Annotated in this window: 17 protein-coding genes and 1 pseudogene; 3 read left to right on the top strand and 15 right to left on the bottom strand. The window is 65.3% G+C overall.

Features of this window, described 5'->3' with window-relative positions; translation table 11 throughout:
- Window positions 1-2: 2 nt before the first annotated feature.
- The 7 genes from KFO72_RS31695 to KFO72_RS31665 form a co-directional block, all read right to left on the bottom strand.
- The gene (locus tag KFO72_RS31695; protein WP_225033766.1) at window positions 3-608 is read right to left on the bottom strand and encodes a pyridoxamine 5'-phosphate oxidase family protein; all 606 of its coding nucleotides are present in this window, start codon (window positions 606-608) and stop codon (window positions 3-5) included.
- Between the two features lie 47 nt (window positions 609-655).
- On the bottom strand, window positions 656-1,501 hold the full coding sequence (locus tag KFO72_RS31690; RefSeq protein ID WP_054932540.1) for an NAD-dependent protein deacetylase: 846 nt from the start codon (window positions 1,499-1,501) through the stop codon (window positions 656-658).
- 55 nt (window positions 1,502-1,556) lie between these two features.
- On the bottom strand, window positions 1,557-1,766 hold the full coding sequence (locus KFO72_RS31685) for an oxidoreductase-like domain-containing protein (protein WP_060603528.1): 210 nt from the start codon (window positions 1,764-1,766) through the stop codon (window positions 1,557-1,559).
- Window positions 1,767-1,855: 89 nt separating this feature from the next.
- Window positions 1,856-2,632, bottom strand: a complete 777-nt coding sequence (locus KFO72_RS31680) for an SDR family oxidoreductase (RefSeq protein ID WP_054932542.1) — start codon at window positions 2,630-2,632, stop codon at window positions 1,856-1,858.
- Between the two features lie 49 nt (window positions 2,633-2,681).
- On the bottom strand, window positions 2,682-3,578 hold the full coding sequence (locus KFO72_RS31675) for a glutamate/aspartate ABC transporter substrate-binding protein (RefSeq protein ID WP_225033771.1): 897 nt from the start codon (window positions 3,576-3,578) through the stop codon (window positions 2,682-2,684).
- Window positions 3,579-3,624: 46 nt separating this feature from the next.
- On the bottom strand, window positions 3,625-4,875 hold the full coding sequence (locus KFO72_RS31670; RefSeq protein WP_225033765.1) for a D-amino acid dehydrogenase: 1,251 nt from the start codon (window positions 4,873-4,875) through the stop codon (window positions 3,625-3,627).
- Window positions 4,876-4,998: 123 nt separating this feature from the next.
- Window positions 4,999-5,874, bottom strand: coding sequence for a LysR family transcriptional regulator (locus KFO72_RS31665; protein WP_225033764.1), 876 nt, complete (start codon window positions 5,872-5,874; stop codon window positions 4,999-5,001).
- Between the two features lie 272 nt (window positions 5,875-6,146).
- Here KFO72_RS31665 and KFO72_RS31660 point away from each other — a divergent pair, with 272 nt between their 5' ends.
- Entirely contained in the window at window positions 6,147-7,007 is an 861-nt protein-coding gene (locus KFO72_RS31660; protein ID WP_054932558.1) for a polysaccharide deacetylase family protein, read from the top strand.
- A gap of 31 nt (window positions 7,008-7,038) precedes the next feature.
- On the opposite strand, the gene KFO72_RS31655 is transcribed toward KFO72_RS31660, so the two are convergent.
- From KFO72_RS31655 to KFO72_RS31635, 5 genes are all read right to left on the bottom strand, one after another.
- The gene (locus KFO72_RS31655; protein WP_054932545.1) at window positions 7,039-7,290 is read right to left on the bottom strand and encodes a GlsB/YeaQ/YmgE family stress response membrane protein; all 252 of its coding nucleotides are present in this window, start codon (window positions 7,288-7,290) and stop codon (window positions 7,039-7,041) included.
- A 192-nt stretch (window positions 7,291-7,482) separates the two neighbouring features.
- The gene (locus KFO72_RS31650; protein WP_062916270.1) at window positions 7,483-8,904 is read right to left on the bottom strand and encodes a DUF2252 domain-containing protein; all 1,422 of its coding nucleotides are present in this window, start codon (window positions 8,902-8,904) and stop codon (window positions 7,483-7,485) included.
- Between the two features lie 293 nt (window positions 8,905-9,197).
- On the bottom strand, window positions 9,198-10,598 hold the full coding sequence (locus KFO72_RS31645) for a M23 family metallopeptidase (RefSeq protein WP_225033763.1): 1,401 nt from the start codon (window positions 10,596-10,598) through the stop codon (window positions 9,198-9,200).
- A 342-nt stretch (window positions 10,599-10,940) separates the two neighbouring features.
- Window positions 10,941-11,876, bottom strand: coding sequence for a glycosyltransferase family 4 protein (locus KFO72_RS31640; RefSeq protein WP_225033762.1), 936 nt, complete (start codon window positions 11,874-11,876; stop codon window positions 10,941-10,943).
- 18 nt (window positions 11,877-11,894) lie between these two features.
- Entirely contained in the window at window positions 11,895-12,683 is a 789-nt protein-coding gene (locus tag KFO72_RS31635) for a hypothetical protein (RefSeq protein WP_054932549.1), read from the bottom strand.
- Between the two features lie 437 nt (window positions 12,684-13,120).
- On the opposite strand from KFO72_RS31635, the gene KFO72_RS31630 reads away from it, so the two are divergent.
- Complete coding sequence (locus tag KFO72_RS31630) at window positions 13,121-13,606, top strand: hypothetical protein (RefSeq protein WP_224100442.1); 486 nt, start codon at window positions 13,121-13,123, stop codon at window positions 13,604-13,606.
- Between the two features lie 166 nt (window positions 13,607-13,772).
- Window positions 13,773-14,396, top strand: coding sequence for a LysE family translocator (locus KFO72_RS31625; protein WP_176054780.1), 624 nt, complete (start codon window positions 13,773-13,775; stop codon window positions 14,394-14,396).
- Window positions 14,397-14,471: 75 nt separating this feature from the next.
- Here KFO72_RS31625 and KFO72_RS31620 read toward each other — a convergent pair whose 3' ends face one another.
- The 3 genes and pseudogenes from KFO72_RS31620 to KFO72_RS31610 form a co-directional block, all read right to left on the bottom strand.
- Window positions 14,472-15,923, bottom strand: coding sequence for an aldehyde dehydrogenase family protein (locus KFO72_RS31620; protein ID WP_054932552.1), 1,452 nt, complete (start codon window positions 15,921-15,923; stop codon window positions 14,472-14,474).
- Between the two features lie 69 nt (window positions 15,924-15,992).
- Entirely contained in the window at window positions 15,993-17,015 is a 1,023-nt protein-coding gene (locus KFO72_RS31615; RefSeq protein WP_054932553.1) for a LysR family transcriptional regulator, read from the bottom strand.
- Window positions 17,016-17,048: 33 nt separating this feature from the next.
- Window positions 17,049-17,230: pseudogene (locus KFO72_RS31610) on the bottom strand (oxalate/formate MFS antiporter); the annotation flags it as partial.

Raw genomic sequence — 17,230 nt, 5'->3', positions numbered from 1 at the left:
AATCAGTAGAGACTGGTTCGCATCCGTTCAACGAGGTCGCGATCATACGCGAGCGCGTCGAAAGTCTCACCGAAAATGCGCTTGTGCATGTCGCCCGCGCTCGGCAGCCGCGAGCGCTCGACGTGGCGCGCCGGGTCCCACAGCTTCGAGCGGGCCAGCGCTTTCGAGCAATGAAAGTACACCGCGTCGACATCGACGATCAGCACCGTGCGCGGCCTCTTGCCATCGACTGCGAAGCTCTCGAGCAGCGCCGGGTCGGCCGACACGCGCCCGCGTCCATTGACGCGCAGCGTCTCGCCGACACCCGGCACGACGAACAGCAGCCCCACATGCGAATTGACGATCACGTTGCGCAGACTGTCGACACGGTTGTTGCCGACGCGGTCGGGAATGGCGAGCGTGCGTTCGTCGATCAGCCGCACGAAGCCGGGCGCATCGCCACGCGGCGAGCAGTCGAGTCCTTCGGGGCCCGCCGTCGCTAGCACGATGAACGGCGATTGCTCGATGAACGCGCGATAGCAGTCGTTGACGTACGGAATCTCCTTGCGTATCGAGCGCTCGTGCGGCTGCCCGTACAGCGCTTCCAGTTCTTCTATCGACGTGAGCATCGGCGTTCCTTGTGAATTGACATGAAGCTGGCGGGCACGGGCGTGCATCAGCCGGCCGCGAGACGCCCCGCGAGCGCGGCGAGCGCATCGCCGCATGGCGCTTCCATCTTCAGCGACAGCAGCGCATCCGCGCGCGTGCGCCCGAGGTTGATCGCGGCGACCGGCTTGCCCATCTTCTGCGCCCACACGCAGAAACGGTAGCCCGAATACACCATCAGCGACGAGCCGACCACGAGCATCGCGTCGGCGGCATCGAGTGCGCGCGTGGCCGCCTCGACGCGCGCCTTCGGCACGTTCTCGCCGAAGAACACGACATCGGGCTTGAGCAGCCCGCCGCAGTGCGGACACGCCGGAATGCGGAACGAGCCGAGGTCGTGCCATTCGAGATGCGCGTCGCCGTCGGCGGCCGGTTCGGCAATCACATCGAGCAGCGCGGGGTTCGCGTTGATCAGGGTTTGCTGGATCGACGCGCGCGTGTGATGCGAATTGCAATCGAGACACGTCACTGCGCCGATACTGCCATGCAGTTCGATCACGTCGCTGCTGCCCGCGCGCTGATGCAGCCCGTCGACGTTCTGCGTCACGAGCGCGCCGACGTGTCCGGCCGCTTCGAGCCGCGCGAGCGCGTGATGCGCGGCATTCGGCGCGGCCTTCGCGACCACCGGCCAGCCGACCGTGCTGCGCGCCCAGTAACGCTGGCGCGACGCGACGGAGCCAAGAAACTCCTGCAACGTGATGGGCGGCGAGCGCTTCCATTCGCCGTTTTCGTCGCGATAGCCGGGAATGCCGGAATCGGTGCTGATGCCTGCGCCCGTCAGCACGAAAAGCCGCGGATGGCGTTCGACGAAGTCATGTAAAGCGGCAAGCGCGTGAGGTTCGATCAGCGTGGACATAGAGTCGATGAAGCGGCGCGAGAGAGTGGTTGCAAACGGTTCAACAGGCGAACGCTCAGCGCTTCTTGCCCGGCTCGCCTTCGTGCTCAACCGGCTGCGCGTGCCGCGCTTCCCACGCCGCCAGCGCCGCGCGATACCGCGTGACCTCTTCCGCGTACAGATCGAACACGCACGGATCGCAGCCGCTATTGCAGCATTCGCTGGGGTCGGGCCGCGTGGGCGGCGTGGGGCGCGGATCGGCGGCGGCCGGCGCCCCCGGGTGCATGGCCTCGTCTGCAGTCACATCTGCTTCCAGTGGTTCGGGAAGCGTCAAGTATACGTCGAGTGCCCGCGCCGCGTTGCGTCACAGGCGGGTCATCCGCGGCCGACGAACGGCATCTTGCTCGCCATGATCGTCATGAACTGCACGTTCGCCGACAGCGGCAGGTTCGCCATATGCAGCACGGCATCGGCGACATGTTCGACGTTCATCAGCGGCTCGACGGCGATCGTGCCGTTGGCCTGCGGCACGCCGCGCGCCATCCGCTCGGCCATTTCCGTCGCGGCGTTGCCGATGTCGATCTGGCCGCACACGATGTCGTACGGCCGGCCATCGAGCGAGACCGACTTGGTGAGACCCGTGATCGCATGCTTGGTCGCCGTGTACGCGATGCTGTACGGCCGCGGCGCATGCGCGGAGATCGAGCCGTTGTTGATGATGCGGCCGCCGCGCGGCGTTTGCGCCTTCATCATCGCGAAGGCCGCGCGCGTGCACAGGAACACGCCCGTGAGGTTGGTATCGACGACGGAACGCCAGTCGTCGAGTTCGATCTGGTCGATTTCGACGGGCGGCGCATTGCGGCCCGCGTTGTTGAACAGCACGTCGAGCCGCCCGTAGCGCAGCCGGATCGTGTCGAACAGCGCGGCGACGCTCGCGGCATCCGTCACGTCGCAGGCGACGGCGAGCGCGTCCTGGCCGCGTGCCTGTGCATCGGTTGCGAGCGCATCGAGCGGGGCCTGCCTGCGCCCCGTCAGCACGACGCTATAGCCGCTGGCAAGCAGCTTGAGCGCCGTCGCCTTGCCGATGCCGCTGCCCGCGCCCGTTACCAGCGCCACTTTATCTGCTTGCGTTGTCTCTGCTGTCTGCGTCACACCGTCTCTCCAGGTCGTGCGGCCCGCGATGCGGCGCGACGCAGGCCCGTCAATCGAGCGCGCGGTCGTTCGGCTTCGCGAACAGCTGTTTCATCTCCGCCGACAACGGGTAGTTCAGGTTGATGCCCTTCGGCGGAATGGGTTGCGTGAACCACTTCTGATAAAGGTTCGCCGCTTCGCCGGAAGTTTGCAAGCGCGCGATCACGCCGTCGACCAGTTTCTTGAAGTCCGGATCGTCCTTACGGAACATGCAGCCATACACTTCGGACATCGGCGAGGTGCCCGTGATCACGTAGTCGTCGGCGTTCGCCTCTTTCGCTTTCGCGCCGTACAGCAGCGGGTCATCCATCACGAACGCGACGGCGCGTCCCGTCTTGACGTTGAGGAACGACTCGGCGTGATCCTTCGCGCTGATGAGGCGCATGTTCATCGACTTCTCGGCGTTCATCTGCCGCAGCAGACGCTCTTCCGACGTGCCCGCCGTCGTCACGACCGTCTTGTTGGCGAGATCGCCGAAGTCTTTCACGCCCGAGTCCTTCTTCACGATCATGCGCACGCCGTACTGGAAAAAGCTGTTCGAGAACGCGGCCTGGTTGTCGCGCTCTTTCGTATGCGTGGTCGAGCCGCATTCGATATCGATCGTGCCGTTCTGCACGAGCGGGATGCGGTTCTGCGACGTGATGGGAATCTCGCGAACCTTCAGGCCCGGCATCTTCAGCTCTTTCTTCACCTCGTCGACGATCTTCAACGCGATCGCCTGCGAGTAGCCGATCACATGCTGCTGTTCGTCGTAGTACGAGAACGGCACTGACGATTCGCGCACGCCGAGCGAAATCGCGCCCGTTTCGCGGATCTTCTTCAAGGTCGCACTCGAGTCCTGCGCCCGCGCATTGCCGCCGGCGAGAGTGGCCGCGATCAGTGCCGCGAGCGTTGCATGCTTCATCATCGTTGTTTTCATGGTGTCTCCTGTTATGGATGTGTGTGCAACGAAATCAGCGGTCGTATGCGTAGGCATCGACATCGACGGACGGCGCGCGGCCCGCAATCATATCCGCGATCACCCGCGCGCTGCCGCACGCGAGCGTGAAGCCCAGCGCGCCGTGGCCCGTGTTGAGCCAGAGGTTGCCGTACGGCGTTCTGCCGATCAGCGGCTTCGAATCGGGCGTGGCGGGACGATGGCCGCACCAGGTCTGCGCGCTCGCGTAGTCGCCGGCAGCGGGGAAGATCTCCTGCGCCTGGCGCTTCAGCAGTTCGACGCGCCCTGCCCGCTGCGCATCGCTCAGGCCCGCGATCTCGACCATGCCCGCAATCCGCAGGCGCCCGCCAAGCGGCGCATATACGATCTTTCGATGCAGGTCCGTCACGCTGACGTGCGGCGTGTGCAGCGGATCGGCGTGGTGAATCGTGAGGCTGTAGCCCGTCAGCGGATAGACAGGCAGGCGCACGCCAAGCGCATCGAGCAACGGCACGCTGCCCAGCCCGAGCGCGACGACGAACGCATCGGCTTCGATATCGCCCGCCGCCGTGCGCGCCGCGACGATACGCCCGTCTGCGTGGACGAGTTCGCTCACGGGCGTCTCGTAGCGGATCACCACGCGATGGCGCCGCTGCAGCGCATCCGCGAGCGCCACGCCGAAGCGATGGCAATCGCCCGCTTCTTCCGACGGCGTATGGATGCCGCCCGCGATCAGCGGCTGTGCGTGCGCGAGCGCGGGTTCGAGCGCGACGCACGCGTGGCCGTCGAGCGCACGCTGATCCGAGCCCGCCGCGACCAGCAGTTCCATCTTGCGGCGCGCGCGCTCGAACTCGTGCGGGTCGCGATAGACGACGAGCTTGCCATTGCGCACGTAGTCGAACGCAATCGACTCGCGCTCGACGATCTCATGCAGCGCCGCCTTGCTGAGCGCGCCGAGGCTCAGCATTTCGAGCGCCGTCTGCCGCGCGCGGCGGCTGCGGCACGCGAGCAGGAACGCGGCACACCAGCGCCACTGCTGCACGTCGAAGCGCGGAATGAAGCGCAGCGCGGAATCGCGCTGCACTAGCCAGGCGGGCAGCTTGGGCAGCACGGCGGGATCGGCGAGCGGTGCGACGTAGCTATAGCTGAGCTGGCCGCCGTTCGCGAAGCTCGCTTCCAGCGCCGCGCCGCCGCGTGCCTCGACGATCGTGACGTCGTGGCCGTCGCGGACCAGGCTCCAGGCCGTCGTCAGTCCGACGACGCCCGCTCCGAGGACACAGACATGCATGAATGCTCACTACCTTGCGATGACATGGCAGGCGAGTGTGGCGCGCCGAAAACGGCGTATCAAATGACCAGATGCATGGCTGCATAACCTGCGGTTAAGGGCGCACGGGCCGCGCCGCCGGGGCTATACGAAACGCGCGCGCAACATGTCGACGAACGCGTTGCCCGCCTGCGACGTCAGACCGCCGTCGCGCCACAAGGCGAACACGCCGACCGACAACGGCGGGGTAACCGGCCGCACCGTCACGGCTTCCGCGCCGCTCTTCGCCGTCAGCTCGTCGAGCAGCGCATGGCCGATGCCGCGCGCGGCCAGCGCACGGGCGACGTGCCACGTGTGCGCCTCGACGGCGGGCGCATGGCCGTCGAGGCCCAGTGCTTCCAGCGCGTTGCCGATCATCTCGCCAAGCGGATCGGCATTGCCGATGCCGATCCAGTCGCCTTCGACGAACGCTTGCAGCGTCATTGGCGCGTCGGCCGCGGCTTCATCGCGCGGGCCGACGCACACGACAGGCGTGCGCCCCAGCTCGGCGGACGCGATGCCCGGCCGCGCCGGCGGATTCAGCGCGACGGCCAGATCGAGATCGCGTGTGAGCAGCGCGTTCAGCAGTTCCTCCGTATGACGCGTCTGGATTCGCAGCGACACCCGCGGATAAGCCGCGCGAAACGCCTCGACGGCAGGCGGAATCAGGCTCAGACCCAGGCTCGGCAGACAACCAACGCGCAAATGCCCTTCGGGTTGCAGCGCGAGATTGCGCGCGAGATCGCGGATGCTGTCGAGATTGACCTGCAGCTTCTGCGTTTCGGAAAACAGCAGCTCGGCCTCGCGCGTCGGCTGAAGGCGGCCGTGCACGCGGTTGAACAGCGTGAGGCCGGTGCTACGCTCCGCGTGCGCGAGCACCTTGCTGACGGCGGGCTGCGAAACGCAAAGCAGTTCGGCTGCTTTCGACAGCGAGCCGGTGCGCATGACGGCGTGGAAAACTTCGATGTGGCGCAGGCGCATGGCGCGGATTCGGGTCGGCGGGTCGGTGGAAAGGGGGTAAGGATACTGGCTCCGGGTCTGTTACGGTGCCGTTGCGGGTCCGTTACGGTTCCGTTACGGTTCCGTTCCGTCGTGCCCCTTTGCGTCGATACTTCGAGCCCGCCGCCCGAAATCTCTTTCCAACCCTGCCAATTTCGAGACGGTACGCGCGCGAATGGTATCGTTCGCGTTTGACGAGCATCACGACTGTCCTGCTGGTACGACGAAACGGAATCCAGCAGACCGAACGCATCATGAATCAACCGAATCCGCCGCTGCCGGGCGCCGCCGCTAGTGCCGCGCCCGCGCGCCGCTGGCCCCGCACGGGCAATCCGCCGATGTTCAACGCCACGATCGCGTGGCACGCCGCGATGCTCGCGGGCTGGGCGCTCACGCCCATCGCCTGGCCGTGGTGGCTCGCCGGCATCTTGGCGAGTCATATGGTCGTCGTGACGATCGGCTTGTGGCCGCGCTCGTCGCTGCTCGGCCCGAACTGGACGCGCCTGCCCGACACGGCACGCAACGCCGACGCCGTCGCGCTGACGATCGACGACGGCCCCGACCCGGTCGTCACGCCGCAAGTGCTCGACCTGCTCGACGCGCACGGCGTACGCGCGACGTTCTTCTGCATCGGCGCGCGTGCGCAGCGTCATCCGGCGCTGATGCGCGAGATCGTCGCGCGCGGACACGCGGTTGAGAACCACTCGCAGGTCCACGTTCACACGTTTTCGGTCACGCTGCCGCGCGGGCTGACGCGGGAAATCGACGCCGCGCAGCACACGCTCGAAGCGGTGACGGGCGAACGCCCACTGTTTTTCCGTGCGCCCGCCGGCCTGCGCAACGTATTTCTCGAGCCGGTGCTGCAAAAGCTCGACCTGCGGCTCGCCGCCTGGACGCGGCGCGGCTTCGACACCCGCGAGCGCAACCCGCAGCGCGTGCTGGAACGGCTCGTCGATGGGCTCGCCGCGCGCGACATCCTGCTTCTGCACGACGCGAGCGCAGCAAAGGACGCGTCGGGCCAGCCCGTCGTGCTCGACGTGCTGCCGCGTCTGATCGAGACCGTGCGTGCGCGCGGACTGCGCTTCGTGACGCTGCGCGAGGCGCGCGACGCCTGACCGACAGCGCCGCGCGCGGCAGGTCGAACGCCTAGGCGCGCCGCCGGACCAGGTGGTAGATCACGAGCAGGACGATTGCGCCGATGATCGACGCGATCCAGCCCGCCGCCTGCCCCGGCTGATACCAGCCGAGCGCGCGCCCGACATAGCCCGCGATCAGCGAGCCGGCAATGCCGAGAATGATCGTCATGATCCAACCCATGCTGTCGTCGCCCGGCTTGAGCGCGCGCGCAATCAGACCGACGATCAACCCGACGACTATTGTGCCAATGAGGGAAAGCATGCAAACCTCCGATCAGAGTTAGCACCACGGTACGCTGCTACTGCTCGCTACAGACGACATGCGGCCCCTGCCCCTTTTCCCGCCGCATGCCGCGACTGTACCGTTTCGGGACGCGCGCCATCGGACACAGGCTGGCGAACGCGCGCCATCGTCGGCGGGATTCCAGCGCCAACGCCGGACGCCCAATGCCCGTCAAATGCGGAAATCGGCGGCCATGTCCTCGTCGGTGCGCGCCTCGAGTTCGCCGCTTCGGCACGCTTTCATGAACACGTCATAATCCCGCTCGACCTGATCCGCATACGCCGCCGCATACCCGGCGAGCGCTTCCGCGAACTGGTCGCTGCGTCCAATATACGCGCTGATCTCGATCGCCTTGCCGCCCGCCTTCGCGTGCGCGCGCGCCAGCGCCCAGCCGCATAGCCGCGCATAGCCGTTCAACTGATCGACGTCGAACAGATCGACGCTCGGCGTCAGCTTCATGTCGCGCAATTGCCGGAAGTAGAAATGCCGGCCCGCCGGACCCGTCGACCAGCCGAGAAAGATATCGCTAGCTGCCTGCAGCATGCGCTGGCCCAGCACGACGCGCTCGCCCTCGTGCTTCGGCTCGGACTTGCGCGGCCCCGCCTTGAAATGCTGCGCGATCACCGAGCGCCGCGCCTCCTTGATCTGCAGAAAGAGCGGCTTGCCGAGGGGATCGACGGTGAGCAGCACGAGACAGCGCGTGCCGACACTGCCGACGCCGACCACCTTGAATGCGAGATCGTGCGGCACGAACTGCTCCAGCAGCTCGCGCCGATCTTCGTTGAGCGTCTTGAGATAGCCTTCGTAGGTCTCGTGCATCAGCTTGCGCCAGTCGCCGATCCGGAACCAGTCGTCCTCGGCATCGAACAATGTGCCCGAGCCGTGCACGTGGAACAGGCTGGGCGCCATGTCGCGCATCACGTAGCGATCGCCTTCGCGCTCGCACAGCTTGTCGAGCATGCTTTCGTGCGTGCGGGTGGCCGCCTTTTCCATCCCTCGACGGATCAGCCGGCGATTCTCCGCGTTCACCGCCATATCGACCATGCGATCGAACGTGATGCGTTCGTACCACAGCTCCAGCGCGCCGCATCCGGCGTACTGCGCCATGCGGTCGCGATACTGGTTGGCGGCCGTCATCACCAGATCGTAGGCGGCGCCGCTGCTGAAGCGCATGTGCCGCGCGGCGACCACGAAGCTCGCGACGAGCCGCTTCAGGTCCCATTCGAACGGTGCGGTGGATACTTCGTCGAAATCGTTCAGATCGAAGATCAGCTGACGCTCGGGTGTCGCGAAGCCGCCGAAATTCAGCAGATGCGCATCGCCGCAAATGGGCAGCGTCAGCGGCGTGTGCGGCGTCATGCTGAGATCGTGCGCCTGCAGGATCGCGCTGCCGCGATAGAAGGTGAACGGCGACACGGCCATGCGCCCGTAACGCAGCGGCACGAGACGCTCGACGCGGCCTTCGCTGCTTTGCCGCAGCAGATCGACGGGATTGCGGTGCATATGGCCGATGGCGCGGTGACTGGAGCGTTTTGCGTGTTCGCGGGCCGCGCGCCCGCTGGCTTCCCGTTCCGCGATGGTGCTGGCCTTCATGCTTTTCTCCGTTCTTGTGAAACAGCTTGCATCGGGGCGCACTGCAACCGCGTGCCGCCGGGGCGTGTCGCGACTGCGACCGCTTCGGGCTGGCGTGGATGGATCGTTCGAGGCGCGGCGCAGGTGCAGCCGCCCCGCGCAAAGGGTGCCGGACCGCAAACGTCTATCGGATCGACTGTATTAAATCCTGCGGCGCACGGGTGCGCAAGTCCGTGCGCCGCAGAAGGGCCACGGCACCTGCACCGATGAGAGGGAAGAAACGCTGGCGCAGGGCGCGCCAGCGCATTGCCGCGTCAGAAGAAGCGCGGCGGCTGAAGAATCAGGGCAATCCGCACAGCCGGCGACGGCAGCGCCGCAAGGCTCGTGCGGGCAGCCTCGACGCGCTCGTTGAAGGCGACGCGCGCGGCGCCCGACAGCGGCGCGACGAACTGATGCGCGGTGAGCGTCAGCGGATCGACGGGATGGTCGTCCTTGCGCACTTCGAAGTGCAGGTGCGGCCCGGTTGCCGTGCCCGTGCGGCCGACATAGCCGATCAGTTGTCCCTGCTCGATACGCTGACCGGCCTTCAGCGCGCCCGCGAACAGCGACAGATGCGCGTAGTAGGTCGAATAACCGTCGTCATGACGCAAAACGATGTGCTTGCCGTAGCCACGGCCGTTGACCGCCGTCTCGACGGTGCCCGCGGCTGCCGCGTAGATCGGCGTGCCGGCGGGCGCGGTCAGATCGACGCCCGTGTGAAAGCGCGGCTCGCCGAAGACGGGATGGATGCGCATGCCGAACGGCGAACTCACGCGCCGGTAGTCGAGCGGCATCGCGAACGGCTCGCTCGCGATCAGGCCGCCGTCGAGCGTGTAGTACGCGCCTTGCGACGCGCCCGGCGCGGTGAACCAGAGGGCGTCGTAGGTGCGGCCGTTCAGGCGGACTTCGAGCGAAGCAATGCGCGATGCACCCGATTCGCTCATTGCGTCCATCACGATCCGGTATTCGTCGCCCGCCTGCGCAGGCGCATCGACATCCACGCGGCCAGCAAAGATCCCGCCGATTTGCGCAACGACCGTCGCCGGAAAACCCGCTTGTGCGAGCGACTCGCGCAGCGTGGTGCCGATCGGGCCGGCGCTCGAGCGAAGCTCATCGTGGCTCATGCCGAAACCGGTGGCGTCGCCGAATGGCGTCGTCGCCCGTGCAACATCGCCCGATGCGCCTTCGGGCGTCACGCGGCCCGACCATTCGTGACCATCGTCGGAGCGATCATGCGCAACGGGTACGCACATCGTCGGCGTGGTGGCGCAGACCGTGCCGAGCACCAGTTCGTTCGACGGCATCCGCACGTTGATCGAGGCCGTCGAGTATGCGGGCGCGAGCGTGGCCGGGTCGTCCGGGTGAGCGGCGGCAGGCGCCGGCGATGCATCGTCGGCCGATTGGGCAATGGATTCGGCCAGCGCGCGATCGGCGTCGCGCGCCGAAGGTCCTACGGCATTGAACGAAGTGGCGGGTTGCGCGCCCGGCAATGTCATCTCTTGTGCAAGTGCATGATGGCGCCGCTGCTTGTGAGCGAAACCATGCTTGTGCGCATTCGGGGCGGCCACGGCGGTGGACGTGCCAGGCACGACGGAAGCGCCGATCCACAATGCCGAAAAAGCGGCCGCGCTCGAAAGCGCCTTGCGTTTGACGGACAGCGGACGAACCGCTGCCATAGAGATGCCCTGCCTGCGCGCGAGGAATGATCGCAGATGTTTCACGTCAGGTTCTCGCGTTGGAATCAAAGGGCGGCGGGCATGAGCGGCTGTACCGGGAAGGCACGGCTACGGCGCGTGGCGAGGCAAAGATGGATCGATCGATCCCGCGACCGGCTGGTCGCTCCATCGCGCCGCGCAGCCCGACAAGTGATCTTTAAAGTTTACGGGGCGGAGGACGCGAGCCGAATCGGTTAACTCTTAATTTTCTTAAAACTGTCTTGGGTTAAAAGCACTTGCATTAAGAAAAATCAGCCATCGTCCGTTGCAGACGACGGCTTCGGCTTCAGTCACAACCGCCCATCAAAGCAGGCTGCGCAAATAGGCATCCCATTCGCCGATGCGTCTGTCCCACGAATAGAAGCGCGTGAAATATTCGACCTGATGCGCGCGCCAGTACTCGTCTTCCGCTTTGCGCAGCCGGACGGTTTCGATTGCCTCGTCGAGCACGGCGGCGAAGCGCTGCGCGTGTGCCTGCCGGTTTTCGGTAAACGGATAGAGCCTCGCGAAATTCGCGCAGGTTTCCGGCAAGCCGCCGTACGCCGCGCAGACCGTGAGACAGCCCGCCGACATGGCTTCGATGGCGGCGATGCAACTCGTCTCGGGTTCGATGTTCGGATACGCGAAGATGTCGCATTCGCTCAGCGTCTCGCGCACTACCGCATTCGGCTGCGCGCCGTGGTAACGGATGCGCGAATGCGCGCGGCATCGTTCGAACAGCGGAAGAAATGGCGTGTCGCGCTCCGTCCAGTCGTAGATGCTGAAGCTCGAAAAGACGTCCAGCTCGATGTCGGGATGGCGCTCAGCCAGATACTCGAAGACGGGAACGAGGATTTCGAGGCCGCGATCGGGCGTCGTGTGATAGATCAGCCGGATGCGCTCGCTGCGTCGCGGAACATAGGCGCCGAATGGCTCGATCGCGTTTTGCAAGACGCTCATCTCCGCATAGGGCACGCCAGGAATCATCTGATACAGCGCCGCCTGATAATGCGACACACACACAATGCCCGCAAACGCTGCACGATTTTCAGCCTGTTCCAGGAAGCTGGATTCTTCGCGGCTTGGTTTGTCGTGCAGCCAAAGAATGCGCTTACGGTCGGGGTCGAGTCCGCGCACGCGGGAAGGAATGATCTGAAACTGCCGCACCAGTTCCGGATCGAGTCGCGCGTGAAGCGCTCGCAGCATCAATTCCGTGCCGCCACGCGCGCGCACGCTCAGTTCGTTGGTTTCCATGTTCATGTGTCGAGCCGTCGCGGTTCAGCACTCGCCGCCAATCGCCGTCAGCGGGCTCGTCGCCATTGACGCGCCGAAGTCGCCGTGCCACGTGTAGATGCCCTGATGCGACAGCTTCGATTGCGTATCGACGAATACCTGCCCGCCAATATCGCGCCAGCGGCGGCAGAACGCATAGTCTTCCGACAGGTATCGGCGAGTGGAAGGCTCGACCATCACATCGAAGAAGCGGTAGCAGAGGTCGTAGAGCGGCGAATCGGGCGGACCGTCGGGCACGTACTTCAGTTCGGGCAGGCGCGCGATCATCGCTTCGATCGCGCTGCGCTTGATGCACATGAACCCCGTCGGCGCTTCGCTGACTTCGAGAAAGCCGTCGCTGTCGATCGCGGACGACACACCGTCGTGCGCGTTCACGGGATAGCGAAGGTAGCGTGCGGCGAAGGTTTCCTGCGTGAGTCCGCCGGGCAGCACGCCCGGCCAGTCGAAACGCTTGAGCGGATAGACGCCCGCCACGACATCGCGATCGGCTAGCAGCAGCCGCAACACCTGATCGACGGAAAAGCCGATGTCTGCGTCGATCCAGAACAGATGCGTGTAGCCCGGATCGAGCAGAAATTCCGCGACGGCCTCATTGCGCGCACGCGTGATCAGACTTTCGCCGGAACGGATTCGCACCGAGCCCTGCATGCCCGTCTGCCACATCGCGTTATTGAGGGCGAGCAGGCTGTTTGCAAAATTCGCCATGACGTTGCCGCCGTAGCATGGCGTCATGAAAAGCGGTTTCATCGATTGAAGTGCGGACGAGTCAAGCATGGAGGTCTCTTTGTCTGGATGAAAATGAGCGTCGATGAGTATCGCGGACTATCCAAAAAAAGACTGTAAGAAGACTCTTAATGCGATAAGAGGGGTGCGTTTTTGAGATGCGGACCTGCAACATTGACGCCGCTCAAAAAACTTGGCGCGAACATAGCCGGATCGCGTGAAGCCGGCCCTTCTGGCTGGACTCGGCCCCCATCGCGCGTGCTTTGACCGTATTCAATTGTTGGCCTGCCGATGTTGTCGATCCGATGCGGCGACCGTATTTTTAGGACGCGTCTCATATTCGCGCTTAGGCCCGCGCGACACACTCTCGCCTTTCGACTTTCATCCCGCAGCGACACGCCTGCTGCGCCATCGCCGTGAACCCCCTTCTGCTCAAACGATCCAGCATCGCCTGCTTCGCGCTCCTCAGTTCCGCTTGCTCCTTCTTCGTGCCCCGCTCCACCGCGTCGACCTCGACGCCTGCCGACAACGCGCTCGTCATCGCCTCCGCCCGCGACTTCGCGTACATGCCCGCGCGCGATGGCCACGTCAGCTTCGATCGCATTCCCAATACGGCGACGACGTCCATCCTGCTGAAGAAAGGTGTCGAGTCGGCGGTGCGCGACGCTGTCGTGTCCGCATGGCGCAAGTCGGGCATCGCCGTGACGACCCACGACAAGCTGGTGCTGAGTGGCCGGATCGAGGTGTTGTCGGTGGACGATGCGCGGCCGCGGGCCACGTGGACGATGACCATCTGCTACTTCGTCACCAATGCGTCGACGAAGCAGACTGTCTACGTCAAGAGCAATACGGTCCATCTGTTCCGGCAGAAGTTCACGAACCCCGCGCTCGCACTCGACGACGTCGTGAAAATCAGCGTCGATACGATCGTCAGAGATCCGTCGTTTCAGCAATCGCTACAGCCGGTCGAATGACAGGCGAGTTCCGCTTCGCGCTGGCGCCGCCGGTGGCGGCGCAATTCTCTTGCGCTGCGGCGTAGCCGCAGCCGACATTTCGCTACAATCGGATATTTCCCTCTGCATTTACCGCCGCGCGCTGTGCGAACCAACGCCGCGCGGTGGCCCGTCCGAGCGAGCCGTCATGTCTCTCACCGCCTGGCTGTTTTTTCTTCCCGCGTGCTTCGCGATCAACATGGCGCCCGGGCCCAACAATCTGCTGTCGATCAACGTTGCCGCCCGGCACGGCTTCATGACGGCGTTCGTCGCCGGCAGCGGACGGCTAGTCGCCTTTGCCGGCATGCTGGTGCTCGCTGCAACGGGCCTCGCCGTCGTGCTGCACGCATCCGAAGTGTTCTTCCTTGCGATCAAACTGGTGGGTGCCGCCTATCTGATCTGGCTGGCCGTCCAGCTGTGGCGCAGCGACGCCGGACCGATGGACGCGATGAAGCAGGATGACGCTTCGCTGTGGCGCATCGCGCGCCAGGAATGCTTTGTCGCGGCGGGCAACCCGAAGGCGATTCTGGTGTTCACCGCGTTCCTGCCGCAATTCGTCGATATTTCGAAGCCGATGCTGCCGCAATTCGCCGTGCTCGGCGCCAGCTTTCTCGTGCTCGAATGGTTCGCGATCGCGCTGTATTCGTGGGCGGGCATGTATCTCGGCAAATGGCTGACGCGTGCCACCGTGCGCCGCTGGTTCAACCGCTGCTGCGGCGCATTTCTCGGCGCGATCGGCGTGAGCTTCCTGCTGGTGCGGCGTTCGAGCTGAATCCTCGCTGCGGCGCCAGAAAAAAGAACGGATCGGACACAAACGTCCGATCCGTTTTTCATTGCCCCGCCGCGATCAATGTTCGAGCGCGAGCCAGATCGACTTCGGCTCCGTAAAGTTCTCGATCGCGGCATCGCCGTGTTCACGGCCGAAGCCCGAATCGCCCGAGCCGCCCCACGGCAGGCGCACGTCGGTATAGCCGTAGGTGTTGATCCAGACCGTGCCCGCCTTCAGCGCATGCGCGACGCGGTGCACGCGGCCGATATCCGCGCTCCACACGCCCGCCGCGAGGCTGTACGCTGTGCCGTTCGCGATGCGCACGGCGTCCTCTTCGTCGTTGAAACGCACGACGCTCGCCACCGGCCCGAAGATTTCCTCCTGCGAAATGCGCATTTCGTGCTCGACGTTCGCGAACACCGTCGGCTCGACAAAAAAGCCCTTCTGCCCGATGCGCGCGCCGCCCGTCACGAGCGACGCCCCTTCGTTCCTGCCGATGTCCACGTAATCGAGCACCGTCTTCATCTGCGCAGCCGAGACGAGCGGGCCCATGGTCGTCTCCCGCTCGGACGGATCGCCGACCTTGAGCCCTTTCGCGCGCGCCGCGAGCCTTTCGACCACTTCGTCGTAGACATCGCGATGCGCAAGAATGCGCGAGCCCGCCGAACACACCTGACCCGTATTGAAGAAAATCCCCGAGGCGGCGGCGCGGACGGCGTTGTCGATATTCGCATCGGCGAAAATCACGTTCGCTGATTTGCCGCCGAGTTCCAGCGTCACGCGCTTGAAGTTGCCCGCCGCGCCCTGCAGAATGCCGCGCCCGACCGACGGTGACCCCGTAAACGTCACCTTGTCGATACCCGGATGCGCGACGATCGCATCGCCGACCACGCGCCCCTTGCCCGTCACGATGTTCAGCACGCCGGGCGGCACGCCCGCTTCCAGCGCGAGCTCGCCGATCCGCAACGCCGACAGCGGCGTGATCTCGGCGGGCTTCACGACCATCGTGCAGCCGCATGCGAGCGCGGGCGCGATCTTCCACATGCCGATCATCAGCGGAAAATTCCACGGGACGATCGCACCGACCACGCCGACGGGCTCGCGCACCGTGTAGGTCAGCGCGTCGGGGCGCACGGGCACGACCTGGCCGTTGATCTTGTCGCACCAGCCGGCGTAGTACGCGAGCGTGTCGATGGCGGCGGGCACGTCCTGGCGCTTGACGGAGGCGAGCGGCTTACCCGCGTCGAGACTTTCCAGCGCGACGATTTCGTCCTGGTGCTCGCGCAGCAGTTCGGAGAAGCGCATCAGAATCCGGCCGCGCTCGGCGGCGCGCATGCCGTTCCACACTTTCAGCGCGGCGCGCGCGGCCTTGACGGCCGTATCGACATCCTGCGCGCTGCCTTGCGCGACGAGCGCTATCGGCTCTTCAGTCGCGGGGTTGATGTCGACAGTGTATTCGCCGGTGCCGGGCGGCAGCCGCTTGCCGTCGATGAGCAGATCGTAGCGTCTGAGGTCGGTTTCAGTGTCCATCTCGTACTCCTTGCGATTGCGATATGGCTGCTTCGCGAACCGTTGGCTGAACCGCCTGCACCCTCGCGCTTATGAGGCACGCATCAACGCCTCTTCATCGGGTACGCACGGCATCGGTTCGTGGGTGGCTCCTTTTATGGTTGGATTGACAGATGCTGCGCCAGACGCCGCCGACGCGCCAGCATGATCGGGCAGTTCCTTGCCGGCAAACAGCGCCCAGACGGCTTCGGCATTCGGTCGCAACGAGCGGTTGCGGCGGCGCACCAGCACCGTCGTCACGGACACCTCGGGCACGAGCGGAAGCGCGACGAGCGACGCCGGCAGCGCGCCGGCTTGCATGTCGACAGGCAATACGCCAATGCCGAGACCGAGTTCTATCATGCGCAGCGCCGCGGCCAGATGCCCGCATTCGTTGGCGCGCGCCGCATCGATACGATGCACGTTCAATGCCCGCTCCGTTACATTGCGCGTGCCCGCTTCCGCATTGAGCGTAACGAGTTGCGTGACAGTCCTCGTATTGCGCAGCGCTTCCCAGTGCAGCGCTGCGCCGGCGGCAAGCGGATGCGCCTGCGGCAGCACCGCGCACAGCGGCGTCGAAACGAGCGGTTGGATGTGAAAGGCGTCGGCGCCCGCAACGTGCGCGTCGCACAGTACGCCGAAGTCGACTTCGCCCTGCTCGATGGCGGCGAGCACGGCATGTTGAGGCTGTTCCTTCGCGGTGACGATCAGATCGGGGAAGATCGCGGCGCCGCGCGCGAGCCGCTCGGGCAGCCAGCCCGACGACGTCACGGGATCGCACGCCACCACCACGACGCCCGTGTGCTCCTCGTGCGCGGCACGCTCCTCGCGCAAGGTCAGCTCGATTTCCTCGATCAGCCGGGCGATGCGCCGTTCGAGCCGGGAGCCCGCTGTCGTCAGTTCGACCTGACGCGTCGTGCGATCGAAGAGACGCAATGCAATTGCCTCTTCGAGTTCGCGCACGCACCGGCTCACGGCCGACTGTGTCAGATCGAACTCGCGCGCCGCACGGGTGAAACTCCGCTGACGCGCGACGGCGACGAACACCTTCAATTGCTGCAACGATACGTTCATGTGTTCAGGTCGCCATGTTGAAGTGAAACGGGTTTATTCGCCCGTCTGTTCCGGCCAGTGACGCAGGCCCGGTCCGTTTGCCGCCAGTTCCGGCTCGAGTTCGCGAGATGCTTCGTTCGATGAAGCGATCCAGCGCGCGCGCATCGGTGCCAGCACGAATTTCGCCGACACGCCCGCCGCAATCGTGATCACCGCCGAGACGATGAACACCAGGT

Origin of the sequence: Paraburkholderia sp. XV, from assembly GCF_020177535.1 — a bacterium.
Taxonomy (GTDB): domain Bacteria; phylum Pseudomonadota; class Gammaproteobacteria; order Burkholderiales; family Burkholderiaceae; genus Paraburkholderia; species Paraburkholderia caribensis.
The sequence above is the reverse complement of the archived record's forward strand: the minus strand, read 5'-3'. Positions and strand labels throughout refer to the sequence as shown.

Coding starts and splice junctions, on each gene's coding strand:
- KFO72_RS31685 (WP_060603528.1), bottom strand. CDS start 1,766: ATGCACCCGGGGGCGCCGGCCGCCGCCGATCCGCGCCCCACGCCGCCC.
- KFO72_RS31695 (WP_225033766.1), bottom strand. CDS start 608: ATGCTCACGTCGATAGAAGAACTGGAAGCGCTGTACGGGCAGCCGCAC.
- KFO72_RS31620 (WP_054932552.1), bottom strand. CDS start 15,923: ATGGACACTGAAACCGACCTCAGACGCTACGATCTGCTCATCGACGGC.
- KFO72_RS31665 (WP_225033764.1), bottom strand. CDS start 5,874: ATGCGCCTGCGCCACATCGAAGTTTTCCACGCCGTCATGCGCACCGGC.
- KFO72_RS31645 (WP_225033763.1), bottom strand. CDS start 10,598: ATGGCAGCGGTTCGTCCGCTGTCCGTCAAACGCAAGGCGCTTTCGAGC.
- KFO72_RS31690 (WP_054932540.1), bottom strand. CDS start 1,501: ATGTCCACGCTGATCGAACCTCACGCGCTTGCCGCTTTACATGACTTC.
- KFO72_RS31635 (WP_054932549.1), bottom strand. CDS start 12,683: ATGCTTGACTCGTCCGCACTTCAATCGATGAAACCGCTTTTCATGACG.
- KFO72_RS31660 (WP_054932558.1), top strand. CDS start 6,147: ATGAATCAACCGAATCCGCCGCTGCCGGGCGCCGCCGCTAGTGCCGCG.
- KFO72_RS31625 (WP_176054780.1), top strand. CDS start 13,773: ATGTCTCTCACCGCCTGGCTGTTTTTTCTTCCCGCGTGCTTCGCGATC.
- KFO72_RS31655 (WP_054932545.1), bottom strand. CDS start 7,290: ATGCTTTCCCTCATTGGCACAATAGTCGTCGGGTTGATCGTCGGTCTG.
- KFO72_RS31615 (WP_054932553.1), bottom strand. CDS start 17,015: ATGAACGTATCGTTGCAGCAATTGAAGGTGTTCGTCGCCGTCGCGCGT.
- KFO72_RS31650 (WP_062916270.1), bottom strand. CDS start 8,904: ATGAAGGCCAGCACCATCGCGGAACGGGAAGCCAGCGGGCGCGCGGCC.
- KFO72_RS31670 (WP_225033765.1), bottom strand. CDS start 4,875: ATGCATGTCTGTGTCCTCGGAGCGGGCGTCGTCGGACTGACGACGGCC.
- KFO72_RS31640 (WP_225033762.1), bottom strand. CDS start 11,876: ATGAACATGGAAACCAACGAACTGAGCGTGCGCGCGCGTGGCGGCACG.
- KFO72_RS31675 (WP_225033771.1), bottom strand. CDS start 3,578: ATGATGAAGCATGCAACGCTCGCGGCACTGATCGCGGCCACTCTCGCC.